Here is a 21,462-nt window from a genome sequence, read left to right on the forward strand (position 1 = left end):
TGAAATAGATTTTGAATAGTGTAATAATACTATCAGATGTAAAAAAGCAGTGTTCTTAATAAACACTGCTATATAAAAAATAAGGATTAAAATCTTCTGTCATATCCTCGTCTTTCTCCACGAGTAGGTTCTATAGGGATATCTCTGTATTCTTTTTGATTTCTGTAGTATTCACGGTTTTCATAACGATCTTCACTTCTTCTGTAATAATGATCATAGTCGTGATCTCTATTTGCATAAGCTACATAGTTTCCTCTTCTAGAATGAGTAGGACCATAATATTCGCTATGGTAACTACGATAGTTATTTCTCCAATAGTGTTTTTTGTGATAATCAAAATAAGTCCAAGGACAGTTTCCTCTATAATCTATTACTACTCTAGGAGCTCTTTGAATGTCATATCCTCTACAATAATCTGGTAGATAATTTGAACGGCACCATCCTCTAGGACCAAGATAGACATACACTTGGTCAAAATTATCATAATAACATTCTAATTCGGGTAAGTATATATATTGAACTCGATCTTCTGAGTAATTTGTACACCAATTAGGACGGTTGTCTATATTTAGGTTTACAGAAACTTGAGCTGAAGTTCTTAAATTTAATAGCACTAAAAAAATCCAATTATAAATGATAGTTTTTTCATATCTCAATGGTTTTAATGATGTTGTTAATTGTTTTAAATAACATCCAATTACTGTGCCAAAAAAATATGAAGAGTTAATCATTTAAAAATTAAGTAGATACTGGTATACTTTCTCTGTTGGTAGTCCAACTACATTAGTGTAGGAACCTTCAATTTTGGAAATACCGACTAAGCCTATCCAGTCTTGAATGCCATAACTTCCTGCTTTGTCAAAAGGCTCGAGGTTTTTTAAATAGTAATGTATGGCTTCATCAGTAAGAGAACCAAAAGTTACTTTTGTAATATCATTTATGACTTCTTCTTTTTCTATAGTTTTAAAACAAACAGAAGTAATTACTTCGTGAGTGTTATTAGCTAAATTTTTAAGCATTGTAAAAGCATCCTCATAGTTTAATGGTTTTCCTAGTGCTTTATTTTCATACCATACTAAAGTGTCACTTGTTATGAGTAAATCATTTGGTTGTAATTCACCTTCAAAAGCTGCTGCTTTTATTTTTGCTAGATAATCAGTAATCTCTAAAAAGATAATGTGTCAGGGTATTTTTCTTCAATTTCTTTTAATCTAATAGTGAAATCTATATCAAAATCCTTGAAAAATTGTTGCCTACGTGGTGATCCTGATGCTAAAATGATGTGATGATTTTTAAATTTAGTGCGAAGCATAATAAGTCATGTTTAAACCAATAACACCTATAGAAAGGCTTCCTAGTAAAATAATTAATTTTAGAACATTGCTAAGATGTTTATAATCTTTTTGAGATTGTGCACTCCATACTTTTATGGCAAAATATAGAAGAGGACCTATAATAAAAAATAAAATATAAAGTGTTGCGTATGTTAATTCAAAAAGGTTATTATAAATATAGGATAAAATTAATGTAATAGGTATAAAAGTAAGACCAAAAATAAGTTTTAAAGTCCTGTTTGTTCCTAAAACGATAGGTATTGTACGAATATCTTCGTTATAATCTCCCCTGATGTCTTCAATATCCTTTATAATTTCTCGTAAAAAGTTAATCATAAAAGCCATTATTGAAAAATCAATTAAAACAGAAAATAAAAAGAATAATTGTCCTTTGTCTCCAAAAGGTAATACCGGAAAAAGAGTAAATAATCCTATGATGATAACGCTAAAAGCTAATAGTAATGATACCGTTATATTTTTGATTAATATAATTTGTTTTAAGTTAGTAGCATATAAATACAATAAAGAGGCACATAAAATAAAAACAATTACGAAATTAGGGTGATTGATGATGTGAGATAGGTAATAACCTGTAATAACACCTAGAAAAGTGAAAGTAGTATATAGGTTATATGCTAGAGATTCACTAATTGAATTTCCTATTAGATTTTTATTCGGTTTATTAATAGCATCAGTACCTTGGTCAAAAATGTCGTTTATAATATATCCACCAGCTGTAATAAAAAGGGTAGCAAAAACTAAAAGAAAATATTGCCAAGTTTGAATTCCTAATGGAATAGATTGAAGTTTTAAAAATCCAAAATATAAAACTAATTGCATTAAAGCAATTAGTAATAGATTTTTGTAACGAACAAGATTTAAGAATTTCATAAATTATAATTTTCTTATAAATGTTTTAAAAAAACTTACCGTTAAAATAGATGTTCCATTTTTTTTGAACTTTCATTACTTGTTCAATTACATCACGAACTGCTCCTTTACCTCCGTTTATATGTGAAATGTAATTAGAAACTTCTTTTATTTCAGGGCTAGCATCTTGAGGGCAAGTAGGAAGCCCTACTAATTGCATAACATGATAATCAGGTATATCATCTCCCATATATAGTACGTTTTCAGGTTGGATATTATAAATATCGCAGTACTCTTTAAATGTTTCTACTTTATTAGGTGATCCAAGATAAATGTCTGTGATGCCTAAATTCCGTAATCGAATACGTACACCTTCATTACTTCCTCCTGAGATAATACATACATTATAACCACTTTCTATAGCCGCTTTCATAGCAAATCCATCGCGTATATTCATTTCACGTAACATTTCACCAGTAGGTGTTATATGTACGGTTCCATCTGTTAAAACACCATCTACATCAAATACAAAAGTATTGATGTGATTCATTATTTCTTTATAACTTTTAGACATTGTCAATAATAGATTTTGTTAATAATTTATAGATTTCTTTATGTGTGTCGTTTTGTAAAAAATGAAGATGTTCGTTAATCGTAACCGTGTCTTTTCTTTTTGCAGGTCCAGTTTGTGCATCTTTAGGTCTTAGTTCTTTAATTTTATTAGCAGTTTCTTGTATAAGAGGTTGAAGAATTTCAAAAGGAACTTTGTTTTCTATGCAAATTTCGTTTCCAATTTGGTATAAATAATTGACAAAATTACAAACAAAAACAGCAGATACATGTAATGATTTTCTTTGTTCGGAATTAATATTAAAAACTTGATTGCTGATTGATCTAGCAATTTTTTCAAGAACTAAATAGTCTTCATAATGTTCGGCTTCAATGCAGATAGGAATTTCTTTAAAACTAATAGTTTTGTTTTTAGAAAAAGTTTGTAATGGATAAAATACGCCTTTTCTTGTGGTTTCAGGTAATGATTGTATATTGACTGTACCTGAAGTATGAATAATTAATTTGTTTTGAAAGGGAATTTTTTTTGCTAATGAGCTTATTGCAGCATCTGTAACGGATAAGATGTAAACATCAGCATCTTGTAATTCTTCCAACGTATGCACTATTTTATTTGTCGGAAAATTAGGTATTTCAGCTGTATTGTTTCTGGTATATACTTGTGTTACTTCAACTTCTTTTGTTAACTGAAAAGCTTTTATAAGATGGGAGGCTACATTTCCTGAGCCTAAGATTACCACTGTTGTCATAAGGCGAAATTACTAAAAAAGAATTTTTACCCAAAATTTTCAGATGGAATGCTTTGTTGAGAGGTTTTCAACAAAAAAAGTTAATATATTTTTATTAGAATCGATAAACGGAAGAAAAAAAGTTTTATTTTGCTAAAATATTTAATTTGTAAATTAATATTTTATGAGAAAATTATTAAGCTTATCCCTACTGTTTATTTGTTCTTATTCTGGTTTTAGCCAGATAAAAGTAATCCCTACGACTCCTTTAGAGCGTCTAGGAAGAGTGGGGAATAATAGTATATATGTACATAAAGAAGGGAATATCTATACCTTTTTTTATAAGGATATAGAAAATCCAGAAGAATCACCAATACGTAATTTTTCTTTTAAAAATTTAGAGAATGACTATGAAAATTTTTACAAAATTATAATAGATGGTTTTAGTGCTTCTCCTATGTATGATATTAAATTAGAACTACCAAATGATTTTATTTGGTTACATTATACAAAGTCAACAGCTAAAACTACAGTTCAATTTATGACTACTAATAAAGCTACTGCTACTACAGGTATTTCAGAAGCTATGACATTAGATGAGGTTAAAAAATTATTTGAAAAATAGTAAATTTTGCTATATATTATTCTAATCACGAGATCTTTGTATTAAAGGTCTCGTTTTTTTATAAAAAATCTTAAAAAAAACAAAGATAAAAGCATTAAAGGAACAAAATAAGTATTTTTGTCCTGCTTAAAAAAAATGAATCTCCTAATCATGGATAAAAAGATCTTTTCCTTTCTATTTTCAACTCGATTGATGGCTATCTTATTTTTAGTTTTGCAGCCGCTATGGCAGCAGGAACTTTTATTGAAGATGCTTATAATACAGATACAGCACGTATTATAATTTATAATGCTTGGTGGTTTGAAGTAATAATAGTGTTCTTTGTTATTAATTTCTTAGGAAATATAAAACGATATCAATTATATAAAAAAGAAAAATGGGCAACTCTAATGCTTCATCTTTCATTTTTATTTATAATACTAGGAGCTTTTATAACACGTTATATTAGTTATGAAGGAATAATGCCTATTCGTGAAGGTGCTACTGAAAATCAATTTTATTCAGATCGAACTTATTTAACCTATTTTGTTGATGGTATGCATCAAAATGAGTTTAAAAGAAGAGTATTTGAAAAACCACTGTTATTATCAGCAGCAGTAGACAACCATTTTGAAGATGAAGAACACTTTGATAAAACGCCTTTTAAAGTAGAATTAGTAAATTTTATTATGGGAGCAAAGGAAACAATAAAAGTAAATCCTAATGGTAAGTTTTATCTTAAAATGGTAGAAGCTGGAGGAGGTCAACGTCATGAACATTATCTAAAAGAAGGAGAAGTAGCGAGCATACACAATATACTATTTTCATTAAATCAATATACTAAAGGGGCTGTTAATATTACAATTAATGATAAGGAGACAACTATTGAATCTCCTTTTGATGGTAATTTTATGCGAATGGCTGATCAGTTAAAAGGTTCTGTTATAAAAAATAAAAAATCAGCTCTAATGTATCGTTCTCTATATAATGTAGGAGGAACACAGTTTGTATTTCCTGAAGTAGCTATAAAAGGGGAGAAAGATTATGAGTCTAATGGGAATTATAAGGATAAAGAGAGTAATGACGCATTAATTCTTAAAGTAACAAATGAAGGGAAAGAGAAAATAATTACATTATTAGGGCAAAAAGGAAGTCCTGGAGAACCCGTGGCATTTAAGCAAGGAGGTTTAGAATACACTTTTCAGTTTGGAAGTAAAATATATGAACTGCCATTTAAAGTTCGTTTAAATAAGTTTATAGCCTCTAAATATCCAGGTACAGAAAAAAGTTATTCAGCTTTTGAAAGTCAAGTATCAATATTAGATGAAAAGCCATTTGATACACGTATTTATATGAATCATATTTTAGATCATAAAGGTTATCGTTTTTTTCAATCAGGATTTGATCCTGATGAAAAAGGAACTAAATTATCTGTTAACCATGATTTTTGGGGAACTTGGATGACTTATCTAGGATATACTTTGTTATATATAGGATTAATAGCAATACTGTTTTTTGGAGATACACGTTTTAATGATCTTAAAAAGAGATTAGACAAAGTACGAACTAAAAAGGCGAATATAATTGCCATTATTGCTGTGTTTTTTTCTATTTCTCTACAAGCTCAAAAACAGCATGCGCATGCTGTTCCTACTGAGCAACAAGTAGATTCAATTTTAAAACGTTATAAAGTTTCAGAACAACAAGCTGCAAAATTTGGTCGATTAATAATTCAAGATGAAGGAGGACGTATGAAACCTATTAATACGTTTTCTTCTGAATTATTACGAAAAGTAAGTAAAAAGATACTTACAAAGACCTTAATTCAGATCAAGTATTTTTATCTATTACACAGTTTCCACAAGTTTGGTATGAAATTCCTTTAATTTATCTACAAAAAGATAATGATAGTATTCATAAACTATTAGGAATTGAAAAGAAAGCTAAGTATGCTAAATTAATTGATTTCTTTGATGAAAGAGGAAATTATAAATTAGCAGCTCAGTTAGATAAAGCTTATAAGGCAACTGTTCCTAATCAGTTTGAAAAAGATTTTATTGAGGCAGATAGAAAAGTAAATTTATTATATTCCGCTATCTCAGGTCAAATCCTAAAGATATTTCCTGTTCCTAGTGATAAAAATAATAAATGGGTTAGCTTTTTAGAAATTAATCATCCTACAGGTACATCGTTAGATACTATAAAAAATGTTTTACCTTTTTATCTGAATTCTTTAGATAAAGCTAGTATTTCTAAGGACTATACATTGGCAAATAGTTTAGTTATAGGGTTAGAAAAATATCAAAAAAAATACGGTGCAGCTGTACGACCTTCTGATGAAAAAAATAAATGCTGAAATATTATATAACAAATACGATGTTTTTAAAAAATTGTATTCTTGGTATATGTTGGCAGGATTATTAATGTTTGCTTTTGTAATTGTCCAAATATTTAATAAAGCAAAATGGGTTCGTTTTTCAGTTAAAACATTTCATATTCTTTTAGGAATCTTTTTGTAATTCATACTTTAGGACTTATAGCTAGATGGTATATTTCAGGTCATGCTCCATGGAGTAATGCGTATGAATCTATGATTTATGTTGGATGGTCTATTATGTTATTTGGTTTATTTTTTGGCAGAAAATCTGATTTAACAGTAGCTTCAACTGCTTTTGTGGCTTCAATGATTCTTTGGGTTGCACACCAGAGTTGGTTAGATCCTCAAATAGCAAATTTACAACCTGTGTTAAATTCCTATTGGTTAATGATACACGTGGCGGTAATTGTAGGGAGTTACGGACCATTTGCTTTAGGTGCTATTTTAGGATTAGTTGCAATGTTTTTAATGTTGTTTACAAACAAAAAAAATCAAAAATTAATGGATTTAAATATCCAAGAAATCACCTATATCAATGAAATGGCTCTAACGGTAGGTCTAGTTATGCTTACTATAGGTAACTTTTTAGGAGGTCAGTGGGCCAATGAAAGTTGGGGGCGTTATTGGGGATGGGATCCAAAAGAAACATGGGCATTGATTAGTATTATGGTCTATGCTTTTGTTATTCATATGCGTTTTGTTCCTGCTTTGAGAGGAAAATTTATTTATAATTTCTTTAGCGTATTAGCATTTGCATCAGTATTGATGACTTATTTTGGAGTTAATTTTCACTTAAGTGGACTTCATTCATATGCTACAGGAGAACGTCAGAATGTTGAAATTTATATTAAAGTTCTTGCGGGCTTCTTATTATTTTCAGTATTAGTTTATTATAAAATTTTAAAATCAAAAAAAAATGAGTAGAGTTATTGCAATTTTATGTATGTTTTTTTGTGCTATGACATGGGCACAGAAGAGTAAATTAAATGATGAATATATGAATACAATTTATCAATTTAAAGTGAAGGATATAAGTGGTAATGAGTTTGATCTTGCTAAATTGAAAGGTAAAAAAGTAATGATCGTAAATACAGCGTCTGAATGTGGATTAACACCACAATATGTTCAGTTAGAAGAGTTGTACAAAAAGTATAAGGATAATAATTTTGTTATTATAGGATTTCCTGCTAATAATTTTGGATCACAAGAACCAGGTAGTAATGAGCAAATTGCTACTTTTTGTAAAAAAAACTATGGCGTTTCTTTTCCTATGATGGAAAAAATATCTGTGAAAGGAGCTGATATACATCCCCTTTATTCATTTTTAACTCAAAAAAAACAAAATGGAACATTAGATAATGATGTAAAATGGAATTTTCAGAAGTATCTAATAGATGAAAACGGAAAATTAGTTAAAATGATAGCACCTCAAACTTTGCCTAATACAGATGAAATCCTGAATTGGATAAAGTCATAATAAAAATAAATGACCTCTTAAATAGATTTAAATCAAGTAAATAAAGAGGTTGTCTAAAAAGTAAAAATCAGCACACTGTTTGTTACTCTGACTGAAGCAAGAGTATCATAATTATTATTATGCCATTTGGCTTTACCTATTCGGGTAGAGTTTTAGGGATTCCCTTTGATTAAAAAGATTAATTACGAATTTTAGGACAGCCCCTTTATCATTATAAAGTTGTGAATAAAGTTTTTCAAATGAGTGTTATTTAAAGAAAATATAAGAAGTTAAATAACAAATATTGAGGCTTTTCGTACAGTTCTTCTTCTTTGTAAATTGTTGTTTTTTATTTGGAAAAGGCTAGGTATAGTTTTAACTTTTTTTTAAATTCGCTACATCCAAAAACAGCAAATTAAAATAAGACTAAAAAATGAAAAAAGGAGTTTTATTATTAATGTCTATGCTTGTGTTTTCATGTAAAAATCAAGAAGAGACTTTAAAAAATGATGATTCAAGTAGAGAAGCTAAAGGCTTGCAAGAAATCGTTATTGAAAAGAATTTAGAAGGGCAAACCATTTATCAATATCAAGTAATAGATGTAAATGGAAAGATTTTTGATTTTTCAAAACTAAGAGGGAAAAAGATAATGATTGTTAATACTGCTACTGATTGTGGATTTACAGATCAATTAGAGTTGTTACAGCAAATGTATGTTAAATATAAAAGGAAGGGACTAGAAATAGTTGCGTTCCCCTCTAATGATTTTGGAGATTCAGAGCCTTTAGAAAATTCAGAGATTAATGCCTTTTGTAAAAAGAAATATGGCGTTACTTTTCCCATAATGGCAAAGGTTAGTTTGAAAGGAAGTAATAAGAATCCTGTGTATCAGTTTTTAATGAACAAAAATAAAAATGGATTAAAGGATAATGTTCTTCACTGGAATTTTCAAAAATATTTGATTAATGAAAGTGGACATGTAGACCAAGTTTTAGGACCTCATATAACACCTGATAGTCCAGCCGTTTTAGAATGGATTAAATCATAAAATAAATGCGCTAATTAATTAGCGCATTTATTTTTATCCATAATTCATTATCAAAATCGGATAGCGCAGTATTAGAATTACTGGATTCTCCCATTCTTATAACTACCATTTTCTTACTAGGAATTATATATATTCTTTGATCAGCAGCACCCATAGCAACATACATATCTAAAGGACCATTTGGTATTAAGTAACCGTTAAATACTGTTTGTGAATTGTGAATCATAAATGATTTTTTTCCATTTAGCCACCAAAAATAACCATAGGCTTGATTTATATTTTGTGAAGAAGAAATACTTTCATTAAAAAATAAATCATTTATAATTTGTTCATTTTTCCATTTTCCCTTATTAAGAGCTAATAAACCAAAGCGCGCCATACTCCTAGTTGAACTATAATATATTCTATATATAGTACCATGATACCAGGAACCATCCATGCCAATTTTATTTTTTAATTTTAAATTAAAATAGTTATCAAAAGTTAAATTGCTAGCATTTGCTATTACGTCCATTTGTTTTTGAAAAATATTATGATAAGCCCATCGTGTACCTGCATCTGCTTTGTAAATAAGATTTGCAGGATCAGTCATTTCTCCTTGCTGATCATCTATGCCAGAAGTCATACTTAAAAGATGTTTACAACTTATTAGATTTTCTTTTTCAGCAGGAGTATTAGTCCATCCTGTTCCTAAGTATTTAGAAACTTTATCATTTATGTTTAATAAGCCTTCTTGTTGTGCTATTCCTGTTAGGACTGAAGTTAGTGTTTTTCCAGCGCTATTCCATTGCCATATCTGATTAGCAGAATGGCCATTAAAATATTCTTCTACTACAATACGACCATTTACTAAGATGATAAATGATTTAGTATTTTTATCTTTTAAATATGTTTTTAAAGATTCTAAAGCTCCTATATTCCAGTTAAGACTATTGATACTTTTCGTTTCCCAAATAGTTGATGAAGTAGGAGGAAAGTACATCTCTTCTTGGAGAATGGGGGAGTAGTGTTTTTTTCAGATGTACAGCTAATGATTCCTGAACTCGTTAATAAAAAGAACATAAAAATTTTAGAGACCTTTTTCATCGGGATCTTTAATTTAGATTAAAAATGGTATAAATTCATAATATAAAAATAAGATTTTTATATTAATTTATTAATTTCATCTATAGTAGAATCTTTATGATTGTAATACACGTTAAAATGGAATTCATTTAATTTTTTGAGTAAGGCAAGTAAATCTAATTTTTCATTATCCTTCAGTCGTGCTGAAAGTACTCTTGAAATTCGGGTCACTCCTTCTACAGATTCATCAAAATAATTTTTCCCCTTTTTGAGTAATTCGCAATCTAGTAATACGTTTATCATGATCATCTGGAAATTCTTCTAGCAAATCATTCTTTACTAAACGCTTAATTATTTCAATTCCAGTTTGCTTTTCGTGAGCATTTCTTTCAATTAACTGCATTTTTGTCAACGAGCTCTCATCAATAATTCGATATAAATAAGTAAATTCTTCATTTGCTAATTGAGGGAAATCTTTAAGACCTCTTCGAATCATTTGTTTTGAAAAACGACCTAATAAGATTACTTGTTTTGCTATTTCATTTTCAATATCAAAAACCGTTTTATTTTCTTTTTAAATAAAGCGGTAGGGTTAGTGTTTTGATATGCTTTTTCGTTCATCCATAACCGAAAATCATCGATAGTTACAGTAGATTTTACTGGTACTTCCTCTTCAAACTCTTTAACTTTGAGTAATAATTGTATAAAAAAATCAGTATTCATTTTAGGTTACAATTTTAAATTGCTCATTCCTCCATCTATCCCTATAATTTGTCCTGTTATCCAAGCAGCAGAATCAGAGAGCAAAAATACAATCATTTTTGCAATATCATTAGGATCGCCTATATTCTGTAACGGATGTCGTTTAGCCGCAGCTTCAATTTTTTCGGGAGTTGCTAAAAAAGATGCCGAAAGTTTAGTCGATGTCAAAGAAGGGGCTATAGCGTTGATGCGTATTTTATGCTGAGCAAATTCGGCAGCTAAACTTCTAACTAAACCTTCGACTGCACTCTTACTGGTCGCAATCGATGTATGAAAAGGCATGCCCACTTTTGCCGCCACACTGCTAAAAAGGAGTATACTTGATGAACTTGATTTCTTTAAATTAGGTAATAATTTTTGGATAACTTTTATTGCTCCTAGTACATTAATTTCGAAATCATTCCGAAAATCTTCTTCAGAAAATCTGTGAAAAGGTTTCAAATTAATACTTCCAGGTGCGTATACAAGTCCGTCTATACAATCTGGGAATTCTATTTCCTCTAAATCATCTGTTAAAATATTTTTTTCATAAAATTGGATATCCAAATTATCTAATTCTGTAGTATATGTTTTTGAAATTCCTAATACATTGTGAGATTGATGTATTGCTTTCGTAGTTGCAAGTCCTATCCCGTTGCCACAACCTATAATGACAATATTTTTCATCTTTTTGCTATTTTATTTAGGCTTATGTTTTTTTGCCTCGAACATTTAAAACGTTTTATTTCGGGGTTTCTTTTACATAAATGTTTATTACTAATTCCTGAATTCACTCTTTTTCTCCAGCGTTTAAAAGAGCTTCTTTTGAGTTCTTTTCTCATAAGTGATATTACTTCTGATTCTGTAATACTAAACTGGTATTTTATAGCTTCAAATGGAGTACGATCTTCCCACGCCATTTCTATTATTCGATCTAATGAATAAACTTCAAGGTCTTTCATAATTTAGCATTTCATTAATTTTTTTTAACCAAATTGTTGATCATTCCATTAAAAACAAAAACATGAAACGGAGAAACTAAATACCAATAAATTCTTCCCAAAACACCTTTAGGTCTAAAAACCGCTCGTTGATAAAGTTTGTTTTTTTTTAATAGAAAATTCTAGCCAAGCCTCTCCAGGTAACTTCATTTCGGCAAAAAGCAATAATCTTTTTTCTTTTTATCAGCCAAGATAACCCTCCAAAAATCTAAAGAATCACCTGCTTCAATATAAGTCTGGTGTGTTCTTCCTCTTCGTAATCCTACTCCACCGAAAATTTTATCTATATGCCCACGTAATTCCCACATCCAGTTACATGCATACCAACCATTTTTTCCTCCTATGGACCAAATTTTTTGTAATGTTAATTTTTCATCTGTTATATTTCTAACTCGTAAATCTTTAAAACATCCGTAGGATGGAACTTGTATATAATCTTGCAACTGATTTTTAAAAAAACCACTACTCATTGCATCTTTCCAACTAGAAACTACAGCATTTTGCTCAATTTGCTGGAAAGCTAACGTAACTGCTTTTTTATATGGAATGGGATTTACCCCTAGAAGTTCGTTTATAATACTTGGTTTTCCTATAACTTCTACTTTTAAACTATCGACTAAAGCCTTTGCTAAATGAAAAGATATAGAAGTTACAAAATACAACCAATAAGAAGATAATTTTGGTGTTAACACTGGTAGCGTAAGTATGTAACGTTTTAATCCTCTAACTTCTCCAAATTTTAATAGCATTTCTTTATAGGTTAATACCTCTGGACCAAAAATATCAAAGGATTTATTATATGTTTCTTTAACGAAAATAGCTTTTGAAAGATACGCTAGAACATCTCTAATGGCAATAGATTGTGTTTTCGTATTTAACCACTTAGGTGTAATCATAAAAGGAAGTTTTTCTACAATATCCCTTATAATTTCAAAAGATGCACTTCCGCTACCCACAATTATTCCTGCTCTAAAAGTAGTAAGAGCATACTTAGCTGATTCCAAAGTTTTTTCTACACAAAAGCGGGATTGCAAATGTTTTGAGAGTGTATTATTATTCACTATGCCACTTAAGTAAATAACTTGCTGGCAATTTGTTTTTTCAATTATTTTTTTAAAGTTTTCGGCACATCGTTTTTCCATAGCTTCAAAATCACCTCCTGACGCCGACATAGAGTGTATTAAATAATAAGAAACATCAATATCTTCTGGCAACACAACTGATTCTATATTCAAAAAATCGACTTTTATAAAAGATATATTAGGATGATTTTCAAAAGTAGCAGGTGTACGACTTATATCTCGTACACAACATATTAATTGATGGTTTCTTTCTAGCAATAACGGAATTAATCGTTGTGCTATATATCCTGTGGTTCCTGTGATAAGTATTTTCATAGATTGGGGATTTAAAATTTTGGATTAAATAAAGATCTCTAATTGGCTAAATCAATTCTTATTTTACAATCAAATTGCCACTTTACCCATTAGTATTATTCATCATTTTTTTATTTTATGTAACATTAATATTTACAAATTTTAATTGGCGTTTATTTATAACAAGCTGTTTTACATTGAAATAAAAATAAATCTCATATCAAAATTAGTAAAATATTTTTCTTTTTACAAAAAATTAGTATAAATTTGTACTAATCAATTTTCAAGGAATGAAAAAAGTAGTTATCATAGGTTCTGGTTTTTCTTCGTTAACTGCGGCTTGTTACATGGCAAAAGCAGGATATTCTGTAGTAGTGGTAGAAAAAAATGAGCAATTAGGAGGTAGAGCATCAATGATAGAAATTGAAGGATTCAAATTTGATATGGGACCTAGCTGGTACTGGATGCCCGATGTTTTTGAACGATTTTTTACAGATTTTGGTAAAAATGTTTCTGATTATTATGAACTAGAAAAACTTTCTCCTGCCTACCGAGTATTTTTTGGGGAAAATGATTTTATTGATATTGAGGATGATCCAGAAAAAATCATAGCCACCTTTGAACGCATAGAAAGAGGTAGTGGAAAATTATTAGAGGCTTTTATTAAAGAAGCACAAGATAATTATAAAATTGCTATACATGATCTAGTATATAATCCAGGAAAATCAGTAACTGAGTTAGTTTCTATAGAAACAGCAAAAAGATTACATCTATTTGTAACCACGATTGCTCAACAAATTAGAAATAAAATTAAAAATCCGAAACTTAGAAGTATTCTAGAATTTCCTGTGTTATTTTTAGGTGCAAAACCTAGCAAAACGCCAGCTTTTTACAACTTTATGAATTATGCTGATTTTGGATTAGGTACTTGGTATCCAAAAGGTGGTTTTAATGCCGTAGCTAGAGGTATGGTTACATTAGCCAAGGAATTAGGTGTGGAATTCTATGTTAATGAAGAAGTAATAGAAATTGAAAAGAATAGAAACCTAGTTACTAGTATAACTACATCTAATCGAATTTTTAAGGGTGATATTTTTATTTCTGGTGCTGATTATGCGCATACAGAAAAATTACTAGGTGAAAAGAGGAATTATTCTGAAAAGTATTGGCAAAATAAAACTTTTGCTCCAAGTTCATTTTTATATTATGTAGCATTTAATAGAAAAGTTAGCCATTTAATACATCATAATTTATTTTTTGATACTGATTTTGAACAGCATGCTAAAGAGATTTATGACACCTATGAATACCCAAAAAAACCCTTATTCTATGCAAATTTTTCGAGTATAACTGATGAAACACTAGCTCCTGAAGGAAAAGAAATAGGTTTTTTCTTGATTCCTGTTGCTGTGGATTTGAAAGATAATCCTATAATACACGAACAATACTTTGAAATAATATTAGAGAGAATAAAAAAATGTACAGGGGAAAATCTCAAAGATGCTGTACTGTTTAAAAAATCATTTGGTGTTAATGATTTTAAAGAACGTTATTATTCTTGCCGAGGTAACGCTTATGGACTTGCGAATACTTTACTGCAAACGTCTATTTTACGCCCGCAAATTGATAATAAAAAGTTGAAAAACTTTTTTTACACCGGACAACTTACTGTTCCAGGACCGGGTGTTCCACCTGCTTTGATTTCTGGTAAGGTAGTAGCTGATTATATTTTAGGAAAAACAAAGAAAACAATAAACCTAGAAACTTTACATTATGAATAACGAACAACTTTTTGACCATATCTCTGGACTTACTTCCAAAATGGTAACGCAAAAGTATAGTACTTCTTTTTCTTGGGCTTCGAAACTGTTTAAACCAGAGATAAGACAGCATATTTATAATATTTATGGATTTGTACGCTTTGCCGATGAAATTGTAGATACGTTTCATCAATATGACAAAACGAAATTGATGAATATGTTTGAAAATGAATATCGTTCTTCTGTAGAAAATGGAATTTCATTGAATCCTGTAATCAATTCTTTTTGTAAAACCCAAAGAGAAAAAAAAATTCCTCAACATTTAGTCGATGCATTTTTGCATTCTATGAAAATGGATTTAGGGGAAATTAAAAACCTTAACGACGAAAAATACAATGAATATATTTACGGTAGCGCTGAGGTCGTAGGTTTAATGTGTCTTAAAGTCTTCTTAAATGGTGATGTTAATGAATATGAGCGTTTAAAACCTTATGCGCAGAGTTTAGGAGCAGCTTTTCAAAAAATTAATTTCTTGAGAGATATTAGCGCTGACTTTAATGATCTGGGCAGGACATACTTTCCACAAGTAAATTTTAAACATTTTACTAAGTCGGACAAATTAGCTATAGAGGAGGATATTGCTTATGATTTTGCTAATGCCTTGATTGGTATAAAATTATTACCTATTTCTTCTAGACTTGCTGTTTTTATGGCTTATAAATATTATTACAACTTATTTCGCAAAATTAAACAATGTGATGCAGAAGTATTAATCACTCAAAGAATTAGGGTTTCAAATTTAAGAAAAGCCTATCTTTTTGGTGAGATGATGTTATTTAAAAACCTAAATCTAATACGATAAAAGGAACTTATGGAAACAGTTCAGTACCTAGTAATTACTTTGCTTGTATTTATAACAATGGAGGCAATCACTTGGCTTACACATAAATACATTATGCACGGATTAGGGTGGTATTTTCACGAAGATCATCATCAACCTGGTTACCCTAATGTTTTTGAAAAAAATGATTTCTTTTTGCAGTATTTGCTACCCCTAGTATATTGCTATTCCTTTTTGGGGCAAAAGATGGAATAAATTGGATGTTTTTTATTGGATTAGGCATATTTTTTTATGGATTAGCTTATTTTTTAATACATGATGTACTTATTCATAGGCGTTTTAACTGGTTTGAAAACACAAACAATTGGTATTTACGAGCGTTAAGAAAAGCACATAAAATGCATCATAAACATTTAGGGAAAGAAGATGGAGAGTGCTTTGGGATGTTATTTGTTCCTTTTAAGTACTTCAAAGAATCAAGAAAATCATTACATAAGAATTAATGTTTTGGAAAAATATTATTACTTACTACTAAATATTGGTAGTTTTTTATTTCCTTTTCTTTTTAGTTTTGAAAAGAAATGGATGCGTTTTATCAGGTTTTGGAAGCCTTATTTAACTAGTATACTGGTGATAGGTATAATTTTTATAATTTGGGATATCTATTTTGCTTATAAAAATGTTTGGGGATTTAATGACAGGTATTTGATAGGTTTGCGCTGGTGGAAATTACCCTTAGAAGAATGGTTTTTTTTTCTATTAATTCCGTATGCTAGCAATTTTATACATTATTCGGTTTGTTATTTTTTTCCAGATATAAAATTAAAAAGTAAAACGGCTCAATTGATTAGCTTACTATTTTTAGGATTTAGTTTTTTAGTATTTGTTTTAAACTTAGACAAAATATATACAGCTACTAGTTTTGGACTTTTTGCTTTTTTAATGGCTTTACAAAGTATATATCAATGGGAATATGCACGTCAATTTTACATAAGTTTTATTCTTATATATATACCTTTTTTTTTAGTAAATTCAACACTTACTGGCATGTTTACTACTCACCCAATTGTTTTTTATGACAATAACGAAAATTTAGGGATTAGAATAGGTACTATGCCTATAGAGGATAGTTTTTACTGCTTTACAATGCTTTATGGAAGCGTTATTTTATTTGAAGTTTTAAAAAGAAAATGGAACTACACGACTCAACTATCATATAAAAATTAAGGAAATGGACATTAATATAAAAAAACAATCTGGCATATATACCTTAACATCTAAGCAAATTTTGCCTATTAGTTTAGAAGAAGCTTGGTGTTTTTTTACTTTGCCAAAAAATCTGGATAAAATTACTCCTAAGGAAATGCAATTTTCTATCACTAATAATCCAGGAGAAACAACCTATGCTGGACAAATCATTACATATAAAATTGGTATTTTTCCGCTTTTTAAAAATAATTGGATAACGGAAATTACTCATTTACATTACCAAAAATTTTTTGTAGATGAGCAGCGTTTTGGGCCTTACGCAATGTGGCATCATGAACATCATTTTGAAAGTACTATCGAAGGTCATGTTTTAATGACAGACATTGTAAATTTCAAATTACCAATGGGTATGTTAGGCGATTTATTAACAGGCTTTTGGGTAGGCAAGAAAGTCCGTTTTATTTTTGAAAGCCGATACCTTATTTTAAAAAAATTATTTGAATAGAAAATAATAAAAAGATGACGATTTTTTGGTTCAGAAGAGATTTACGATTAGAAGATAATGCGGGTTTGTATTTTGCTTTACATGAAAATGAAAGTGTATTACCTATTTTTATTTTTGATACTACAATATTAAATCAGTTAGAAAAAAATGATGCTCGTGTTACATTTATTCATCAGCAACTTGAACATATTCAAAACCAACTCCAACATACTGGTAAATCGTTAGCGATATTTTATGGTAATCCTCTAGAAGTTTTTAGAAAATTATTATCAGAAAATAAAATTGAAAATGTTTATACCAATCAAGATTATGAACCCTCTGCAAGAAAACGAGATAAAACGATAAATGAATTATTAACATCAAATCAAATAGCTTTTAAAACATGCAAAGACCAAGTTATTTTTGAAAAAAAGAGGTAATAAAAGAGGACCAAACACCTTATGTAGTCTATACTCCGTATGCCAGAAAATGGAAAGAAAAACTGAATAACACCACTATACCTCATTATCCTTCGGAAAAACTTTTAGGTAGAATTATTGTTCATAACTATTCTTTTTAGGTTTGAAAGACATTGGTTTTAAAGCTACATCGATTTCATTACCAAAATATACTATTTCAGAAAAATTAATAGCTAATTATGAAGCCACGAGAAATTTCCCTAGCCTATCAGGTACCTCTTTAGTTGGTATTCATCTACGTTTTGGAACCATTAGTATTCGGAAATTAGTAAAATATGCTCGAAATTTCACCAACCCTACCTATTTGAACGAACTGATTTGGAGAGAATTTTTTATGCAAATTTTATGGCATTTTCCACACACTATCAATAAAAGTTTTAAAGAAAAATATGACTCTATACAATGGGAAAATAATGAGGATTTTTTTCTAAAATGGTGTGAAGGAAAAACCGGATATCCCTTTGTAGATGCTGGTATGCGTGAACTTAATGCAACAGGACACATGCACAATCGTGTACGCATGATAGTTGCCAGTTTTTTGTGTAAACACTTATTAATTGATTGGCGCTGGGGCGAAGCTTATTTTGCTACAAAGTTGTTAGATTACGAGCAGGCAAGTAATGTGGGAAATTGGCAATGGGCAGCAGGCAGTGGTGTAGATGCTGCTCCTTATTTTAGAATATTTAATCCAACGGAGCAAATCAAAAAATTTGATAACGATTTTAAATACATCAAAAAATGGATTCCTGAACTTGATAGTTTTCATTATCCCAAACCCATAGTAGATCATAAAAATGCACGTGAAAAATGTTTACTAACATATAAAAAGGCATTAGAGGGGAATGGACTTATTTAGTCGCTAGATTGCTAAAAAATGATATTTATAAAAAATAAGTTTTTTCTTATAAAAAAATATTTAAAAATAATTTTGTTATATCATTATACTTCTTATTTTAGTCCATATTTTAATACAAATATAGATGAAGTTATTATATAGTATTCTATTGAGCTTTTTGCTTATTTCATGTTCTGAAAAAATAGAATTAAAAGATTTAGATAAATTAAATGGTTATTGGCAAATTGCAAAAGTAGAAGTAGTTGAAGGAGAAGACAAAGAGTATGCAATAAATGAAAATTATGATTATTTCAAGATCAAAAAACACCAAGGATTTCACAAAAAAGTACGTTGGCAACCTACAGGTAAATTTTTGATTAACGATTTAGAAGAAGCTGTAAAAGCAATTCAGAAAGAAGGAAATATTTATTTAGAGTTTAGCTCAAATTTTGGAAAGCATACGGACAAACTTATAAAGGTCACCGATAAAGAGATGGTTTTAGAAGTAGAAAATGGAAATAAAAATTATTATACAAAAGTGATGGAAGATGGCAAAGCGATTAAATAATAATAGTCCAATAGGGGATATACTAAAACAAATTATTGAAACCAATAAATTAGAGAAAGGATTAAATCAAATTTCGGTTGTTGATGCTTGGAAAAATTTAATGGGAAATGGAGTAAATCATTATACACAAGCAGTTATTTTAAAAGGTTCTGTTTTATATGTAGAATTAACTTCTTCCGTTTTACGAGAAGAATTAAGTTATGGAAAAGATAAAATCATAAAAATGATAAATGAAGAGCTAGGAGAAGAACTAGTTAAGGATGTTGTCTTAAGATAATTTTCTAGATTTTAAGAAAAAAATGATCAAATTGAATAGTTTAAAATAGACCATATGAATTTTGTAAGACTAAATGCTAAATTGTTATTACTAATAGTAATGCAGATGTTCGTTTTGAGTTGTAATAAAGAAAATATTGCAACAAATGAATTAGATAAGGGAGAAAACACTCTTAGTAATAAGAGTATTTATGATGGTCCTAAGACCGAATTAGAGATTTCTAAGAAATATCTTTCTATTTTATCAAAAGAAATTAATAATCCTAATTGTCAAATTATTCAAGAGGATTATACAAAAACATTTGGAGATTTTTCTAGGTTAGGAACAGGTGCTCATCTGATGTGGCCAGGAAATCTGATTCAAGGAAGTACTATCTTAACAGCAGAATTAGGAACAATTCCTGTAGGAACAAATGGAAGAAATCCTATTGAAGTAAAAGTAGATGCTTTTTCTTCAAATTCTTCTTCTCCATCAAGTCTAGTTGTAGAAGATCCAACAGCGGGAAAAGTTCAAGGAGCTTTAGAAAAAATAATAGAAGGATATTATACAGCAGGAACGAAATTTCCAGCAAATTATTCTATTGATATTCAAAGAACATTTAATAGTAAGCAATTACAATTAGCATTAAATGTAGGTTATACAGGAGCAGATGGAATTGGTCTATCTGCAGGTTTTGGACTAAGTTTTAAAAAGAATAAAACATATTATGCTGTTACACTTAAACAAAAATTCTTTAATGTATCAGTTTATCCAAAACCAGGTTTACAAAGTGATTTTGGATGGATAAAAAAGAATATCCAAAGTCTGAATTAGATAATTATATTTCTGAAAATAATCCAGCAGCCTATATATCTACCGTAACATATGGTAGATTGTATGCCTTAGTTTATGAATCTGATGAAAATTCATTTGAATTAGAACAAGCTTTAAATTTTGCATATAAAAATCCTACCGCTAAAATTACTGCAGAACAAAAATTAAAATTTTCTAATATATTAGAAAACACAAGAGTGTACGTAAAACAATTAGGTGGTAACGCAACAAGTGGTTTAGAATCATCTTTAGGTGCTTTTGCTGGAAATTTTGATTTGGTAAGAGGTTTTATTATAAAAGGAGCAGAAGTTTCAAAGGAAAATCCAGGCTATCCTATAGAATATACTGCTGTTAATATAGGTTCAAATCTTCCTGTTACAATAAAAGTTAATGCTCCTGTGAGTTATTCAGAATGTAAAAATAGCTTATACACAACAAATACAATAGAGGAAGCAAGAAAAGCTGTTGAAAAATTAAAATCAGAATATGGAGTAGCTAATTGCGCTAAAATTATAATTTTTAATAATACTGATAAAGAAATTATTCTGAAAAATTATACACCTTGGTACGAAAGTTATTTTTATAATACACCTCCTAGATCTATTCCAGCAAAAAAATGTGGTTATGTTTTAGCTGTTCATAAAACAGGAGCATCTACAGGAACCTTTAATCAAATTTCATATACATTAGATGATAAGACATTAAGTTTTGGAACCTATGCCCCTTGGAACCAATTAAGAACAAATAACGTTTTAGTAGATTTTACAGAAATTACAGAATCAAAACTATACAATAATAGTGTTAGACCTTCTATTGAAAAATTACAAGATAATATAATAATTAGAGGAACTATTGATACAGGAGATGCTCCTTATGTAAACTTTGTTATTAATAATTGATTTATAGATTATAAGTAATTCCCCCTTTTTATCCTTAATAAATTAGGATAGTATGATCTGCACAAAAGCTTTTTTGTGCAGTTTTTTTATTATAATATTTGATCATTTAAGAAAAATGAATTTGTAG

General features: G+C 29.3%; 21 protein-coding genes and 5 pseudogenes. 14 read left to right on the forward strand and 12 right to left on the reverse strand.

The window, feature by feature from the left end; genetic code table 11:
* Window positions 1-86 precede the first annotated feature (86 nt).
* The 5 genes and pseudogenes from JJC03_RS12080 to JJC03_RS12100 form a co-directional block, all read right to left on the reverse strand.
* A complete protein-coding gene (locus JJC03_RS12080; RefSeq protein WP_235873387.1) occupies window positions 87-731 on the reverse strand; it encodes a hypothetical protein in 645 nt (214 codons plus the stop codon).
* Window positions 732-1,312, reverse strand: a pseudogene (locus JJC03_RS12085) (Maf-like protein).
* Window positions 1,299-2,225, reverse strand: a complete 927-nt coding sequence (locus tag JJC03_RS12090; RefSeq protein ID WP_088399797.1) for a geranylgeranylglycerol-phosphate geranylgeranyltransferase — start codon at window positions 2,223-2,225, stop codon at window positions 1,299-1,301. The pseudogene JJC03_RS12085 and the gene JJC03_RS12090 overlap by 14 nt, the downstream one beginning before the upstream one ends.
* Window positions 2,226-2,250: 25 nt before the next feature.
* Window positions 2,251-2,778 carry a KdsC family phosphatase gene (locus tag JJC03_RS12095; protein WP_088399799.1) on the reverse strand — a complete coding sequence of 176 codons (528 nt, stop codon included), beginning with the start codon at window positions 2,776-2,778 and terminating at the stop codon, window positions 2,251-2,253.
* The gene (locus JJC03_RS12100) at window positions 2,771-3,523 is read right to left on the reverse strand and encodes a Rossmann-like and DUF2520 domain-containing protein (protein WP_088399801.1); all 753 of its coding nucleotides are present in this window, start codon (window positions 3,521-3,523) and stop codon (window positions 2,771-2,773) included. The genes JJC03_RS12095 and JJC03_RS12100 overlap by 8 nt, the downstream gene beginning before the upstream one ends.
* Window positions 3,524-3,686: 163 nt before the next feature.
* Here JJC03_RS12100 and JJC03_RS12105 point away from each other — a divergent pair, with 163 nt between their 5' ends.
* The 4 genes and pseudogenes from JJC03_RS12105 (at window position 3,687) to JJC03_RS12120 (ending at window position 8,987) form a co-directional block, all read left to right on the forward strand.
* Window positions 3,687-4,127, forward strand: a complete 441-nt coding sequence (locus tag JJC03_RS12105) for a hypothetical protein (RefSeq protein ID WP_088399803.1) — start codon at window positions 3,687-3,689, stop codon at window positions 4,125-4,127.
* 150 nt (window positions 4,128-4,277) lie between these two features.
* Window positions 4,278-7,407: pseudogene (locus tag JJC03_RS19240) on the forward strand (cytochrome c biogenesis protein).
* Window positions 7,400-7,960: a glutathione peroxidase gene (locus JJC03_RS12115; RefSeq protein WP_088399807.1), complete on the forward strand. Its 561-nt coding sequence runs from the start codon at window positions 7,400-7,402 to the stop codon at window positions 7,958-7,960. The pseudogene JJC03_RS19240 and the gene JJC03_RS12115 overlap by 8 nt, the downstream one beginning before the upstream one ends.
* Window positions 7,961-8,372: 412 nt before the next feature.
* The gene (locus JJC03_RS12120) at window positions 8,373-8,987 is read left to right on the forward strand and encodes a glutathione peroxidase (protein ID WP_088399809.1); all 615 of its coding nucleotides are present in this window, start codon (window positions 8,373-8,375) and stop codon (window positions 8,985-8,987) included.
* A gap of 10 nt (window positions 8,988-8,997) precedes the next feature.
* On the opposite strand, the gene JJC03_RS12125 is transcribed toward JJC03_RS12120, so the two are convergent.
* The 7 genes and pseudogenes from JJC03_RS12125 to JJC03_RS18880 form a co-directional block, all read right to left on the reverse strand.
* On the reverse strand, window positions 8,998-9,969 hold the full coding sequence (locus tag JJC03_RS12125; RefSeq protein ID WP_258931878.1) for a serine hydrolase domain-containing protein: 972 nt from the start codon (window positions 9,967-9,969) through the stop codon (window positions 8,998-9,000).
* A 161-nt stretch (window positions 9,970-10,130) separates the two neighbouring features.
* Window positions 10,131-10,355, reverse strand: coding sequence for a hypothetical protein (locus JJC03_RS18030; RefSeq protein ID WP_258932654.1), 225 nt, complete (start codon window positions 10,353-10,355; stop codon window positions 10,131-10,133).
* A complete protein-coding gene (locus JJC03_RS18035) occupies window positions 10,300-10,548 on the reverse strand; it encodes a winged helix DNA-binding protein (RefSeq protein ID WP_258931879.1) in 249 nt (82 codons plus the stop codon). Before JJC03_RS18035 ends, JJC03_RS18030 begins: the two co-directional genes overlap by 56 nt.
* Window positions 10,549-10,586: 38 nt before the next feature.
* Complete coding sequence (locus tag JJC03_RS18040; RefSeq protein ID WP_258931880.1) at window positions 10,587-10,775, reverse strand: hypothetical protein; 189 nt, start codon at window positions 10,773-10,775, stop codon at window positions 10,587-10,589.
* Window positions 10,776-10,781: 6 nt separating this feature from the next.
* Complete coding sequence (locus JJC03_RS12135; protein ID WP_235873388.1) at window positions 10,782-11,480, reverse strand: SDR family NAD(P)-dependent oxidoreductase; 699 nt, start codon at window positions 11,478-11,480, stop codon at window positions 10,782-10,784.
* Window positions 11,477-11,755, reverse strand: a complete 279-nt coding sequence (locus JJC03_RS12140) for a TIGR03643 family protein (RefSeq protein ID WP_088445190.1) — start codon at window positions 11,753-11,755, stop codon at window positions 11,477-11,479. Before JJC03_RS12140 ends, JJC03_RS12135 begins: the two co-directional genes overlap by 4 nt.
* A 14-nt stretch (window positions 11,756-11,769) precedes the next feature.
* Window positions 11,770-13,191: pseudogene (locus tag JJC03_RS18880) on the reverse strand (SDR family oxidoreductase).
* 269 nt (window positions 13,192-13,460) lie between these two features.
* On the opposite strand from JJC03_RS18880, the gene crtID reads away from it, so the two are divergent.
* From crtID to JJC03_RS18055, 10 genes and pseudogenes are all read left to right on the forward strand, one after another.
* A complete protein-coding gene (gene crtID, locus JJC03_RS12150) occupies window positions 13,461-14,951 on the forward strand; it encodes a bifunctional phytoene desaturase/3,4-desaturase (RefSeq protein ID WP_235873389.1) in 1,491 nt (496 codons plus the stop codon).
* Window positions 14,944-15,792 carry a phytoene/squalene synthase family protein gene (locus tag JJC03_RS12155; RefSeq protein WP_235873390.1) on the forward strand — a complete coding sequence of 283 codons (849 nt, stop codon included), beginning with the start codon at window positions 14,944-14,946 and terminating at the stop codon, window positions 15,790-15,792. Before crtID ends, JJC03_RS12155 begins: the two co-directional genes overlap by 8 nt.
* A 9-nt stretch (window positions 15,793-15,801) precedes the next feature.
* Window positions 15,802-16,274 (forward strand): annotated as a pseudogene (locus tag JJC03_RS12160) (sterol desaturase family protein).
* 4 nt (window positions 16,275-16,278) lie between these two features.
* Window positions 16,279-16,998, forward strand: coding sequence for a lycopene cyclase domain-containing protein (locus JJC03_RS12165; RefSeq protein WP_235873391.1), 720 nt, complete (start codon window positions 16,279-16,281; stop codon window positions 16,996-16,998).
* Between the two features lie 4 nt (window positions 16,999-17,002).
* The gene (locus JJC03_RS12170; RefSeq protein WP_235873392.1) at window positions 17,003-17,485 is read left to right on the forward strand and encodes an SRPBCC family protein; all 483 of its coding nucleotides are present in this window, start codon (window positions 17,003-17,005) and stop codon (window positions 17,483-17,485) included.
* A gap of 14 nt (window positions 17,486-17,499) precedes the next feature.
* Window positions 17,500-18,799 (forward strand): annotated as a pseudogene (locus JJC03_RS12175) (cryptochrome/photolyase family protein).
* 124 nt (window positions 18,800-18,923) lie between these two features.
* Window positions 18,924-19,346 carry a lipocalin family protein gene (locus JJC03_RS12180; protein WP_088399829.1) on the forward strand — a complete coding sequence of 141 codons (423 nt, stop codon included), beginning with the start codon at window positions 18,924-18,926 and terminating at the stop codon, window positions 19,344-19,346.
* The gene (locus tag JJC03_RS12185; RefSeq protein WP_088399831.1) at window positions 19,327-19,623 is read left to right on the forward strand and encodes a DciA family protein; all 297 of its coding nucleotides are present in this window, start codon (window positions 19,327-19,329) and stop codon (window positions 19,621-19,623) included. The genes JJC03_RS12180 and JJC03_RS12185 overlap by 20 nt, the downstream gene beginning before the upstream one ends.
* Window positions 19,624-19,677: 54 nt before the next feature.
* Window positions 19,678-20,436 (forward strand): thiol-activated cytolysin family protein, encoded by a 759-nt coding sequence (locus tag JJC03_RS18050; RefSeq protein ID WP_258931881.1) that lies wholly within the window; start codon window positions 19,678-19,680, stop codon window positions 20,434-20,436.
* Window positions 20,403-21,335: a thiol-activated cytolysin family protein gene (locus tag JJC03_RS18055; protein ID WP_258931883.1), complete on the forward strand. Its 933-nt coding sequence runs from the start codon at window positions 20,403-20,405 to the stop codon at window positions 21,333-21,335. The genes JJC03_RS18050 and JJC03_RS18055 overlap by 34 nt, the downstream gene beginning before the upstream one ends.
* Window positions 21,336-21,462 lie beyond the last annotated feature (127 nt).

Origin of the sequence: Flavobacterium oreochromis (genome assembly GCF_019565455.1) — a bacterium.
GTDB lineage: Bacteria > Bacteroidota > Bacteroidia > Flavobacteriales > Flavobacteriaceae > Flavobacterium > Flavobacterium oreochromis.

Excerpts from the sequence above, each read along its gene's own strand:
- JJC03_RS12080 (WP_235873387.1), bottom strand. The coding sequence starts at position 731 with ATGATTAACTCTTCATATTTTTTTGGCACAGTAATTGGATGTTATTTA.
- JJC03_RS12090 (WP_088399797.1), bottom strand. The coding sequence starts at position 2,225 with ATGAAATTCTTAAATCTTGTTCGTTACAAAAATCTATTACTAATTGCT.
- JJC03_RS12095 (WP_088399799.1), bottom strand. The coding sequence starts at position 2,778 with ATGTCTAAAAGTTATAAAGAAATAATGAATCACATCAATACTTTTGTA.
- JJC03_RS12100 (WP_088399801.1), bottom strand. The coding sequence starts at position 3,523 with ATGACAACAGTGGTAATCTTAGGCTCAGGAAATGTAGCCTCCCATCTT.
- JJC03_RS12105 (WP_088399803.1), top strand. The coding sequence starts at position 3,687 with ATGAGAAAATTATTAAGCTTATCCCTACTGTTTATTTGTTCTTATTCT.
- JJC03_RS12115 (WP_088399807.1), top strand. The coding sequence starts at position 7,400 with ATGAGTAGAGTTATTGCAATTTTATGTATGTTTTTTTGTGCTATGACA.
- JJC03_RS12120 (WP_088399809.1), top strand. The coding sequence starts at position 8,373 with ATGAAAAAAGGAGTTTTATTATTAATGTCTATGCTTGTGTTTTCATGT.
- JJC03_RS12125 (WP_258931878.1), bottom strand. The coding sequence starts at position 9,969 with ATGTACTTTCCTCCTACTTCATCAACTATTTGGGAAACGAAAAGTATC.
- JJC03_RS18030 (WP_258932654.1), bottom strand. The coding sequence starts at position 10,355 with ATGATAAACGTATTACTAGATTGCGAATTACTCAAAAAGGGGAAAAAT.
- JJC03_RS18035 (WP_258931879.1), bottom strand. The coding sequence starts at position 10,548 with ATGATTCGAAGAGGTCTTAAAGATTTCCCTCAATTAGCAAATGAAGAA.
- JJC03_RS18040 (WP_258931880.1), bottom strand. The coding sequence starts at position 10,775 with ATGAATACTGATTTTTTTATACAATTATTACTCAAAGTTAAAGAGTTT.
- JJC03_RS12135 (WP_235873388.1), bottom strand. The coding sequence starts at position 11,480 with ATGAAAAATATTGTCATTATAGGTTGTGGCAACGGGATAGGACTTGCA.
- JJC03_RS12140 (WP_088445190.1), bottom strand. The coding sequence starts at position 11,755 with ATGAAAGACCTTGAAGTTTATTCATTAGATCGAATAATAGAAATGGCG.
- crtID (WP_235873389.1), top strand. The coding sequence starts at position 13,461 with ATGAAAAAAGTAGTTATCATAGGTTCTGGTTTTTCTTCGTTAACTGCG.
- JJC03_RS12155 (WP_235873390.1), top strand. The coding sequence starts at position 14,944 with ATGAATAACGAACAACTTTTTGACCATATCTCTGGACTTACTTCCAAA.
- JJC03_RS12170 (WP_235873392.1), top strand. The coding sequence starts at position 17,003 with ATGGACATTAATATAAAAAAACAATCTGGCATATATACCTTAACATCT.
- JJC03_RS12180 (WP_088399829.1), top strand. The coding sequence starts at position 18,924 with ATGAAGTTATTATATAGTATTCTATTGAGCTTTTTGCTTATTTCATGT.
- JJC03_RS12185 (WP_088399831.1), top strand. The coding sequence starts at position 19,327 with ATGGCAAAGCGATTAAATAATAATAGTCCAATAGGGGATATACTAAAA.
- JJC03_RS18050 (WP_258931881.1), top strand. The coding sequence starts at position 19,678 with ATGAATTTTGTAAGACTAAATGCTAAATTGTTATTACTAATAGTAATG.
- JJC03_RS18055 (WP_258931883.1), top strand. The coding sequence starts at position 20,403 with ATGGATAAAAAAGAATATCCAAAGTCTGAATTAGATAATTATATTTCT.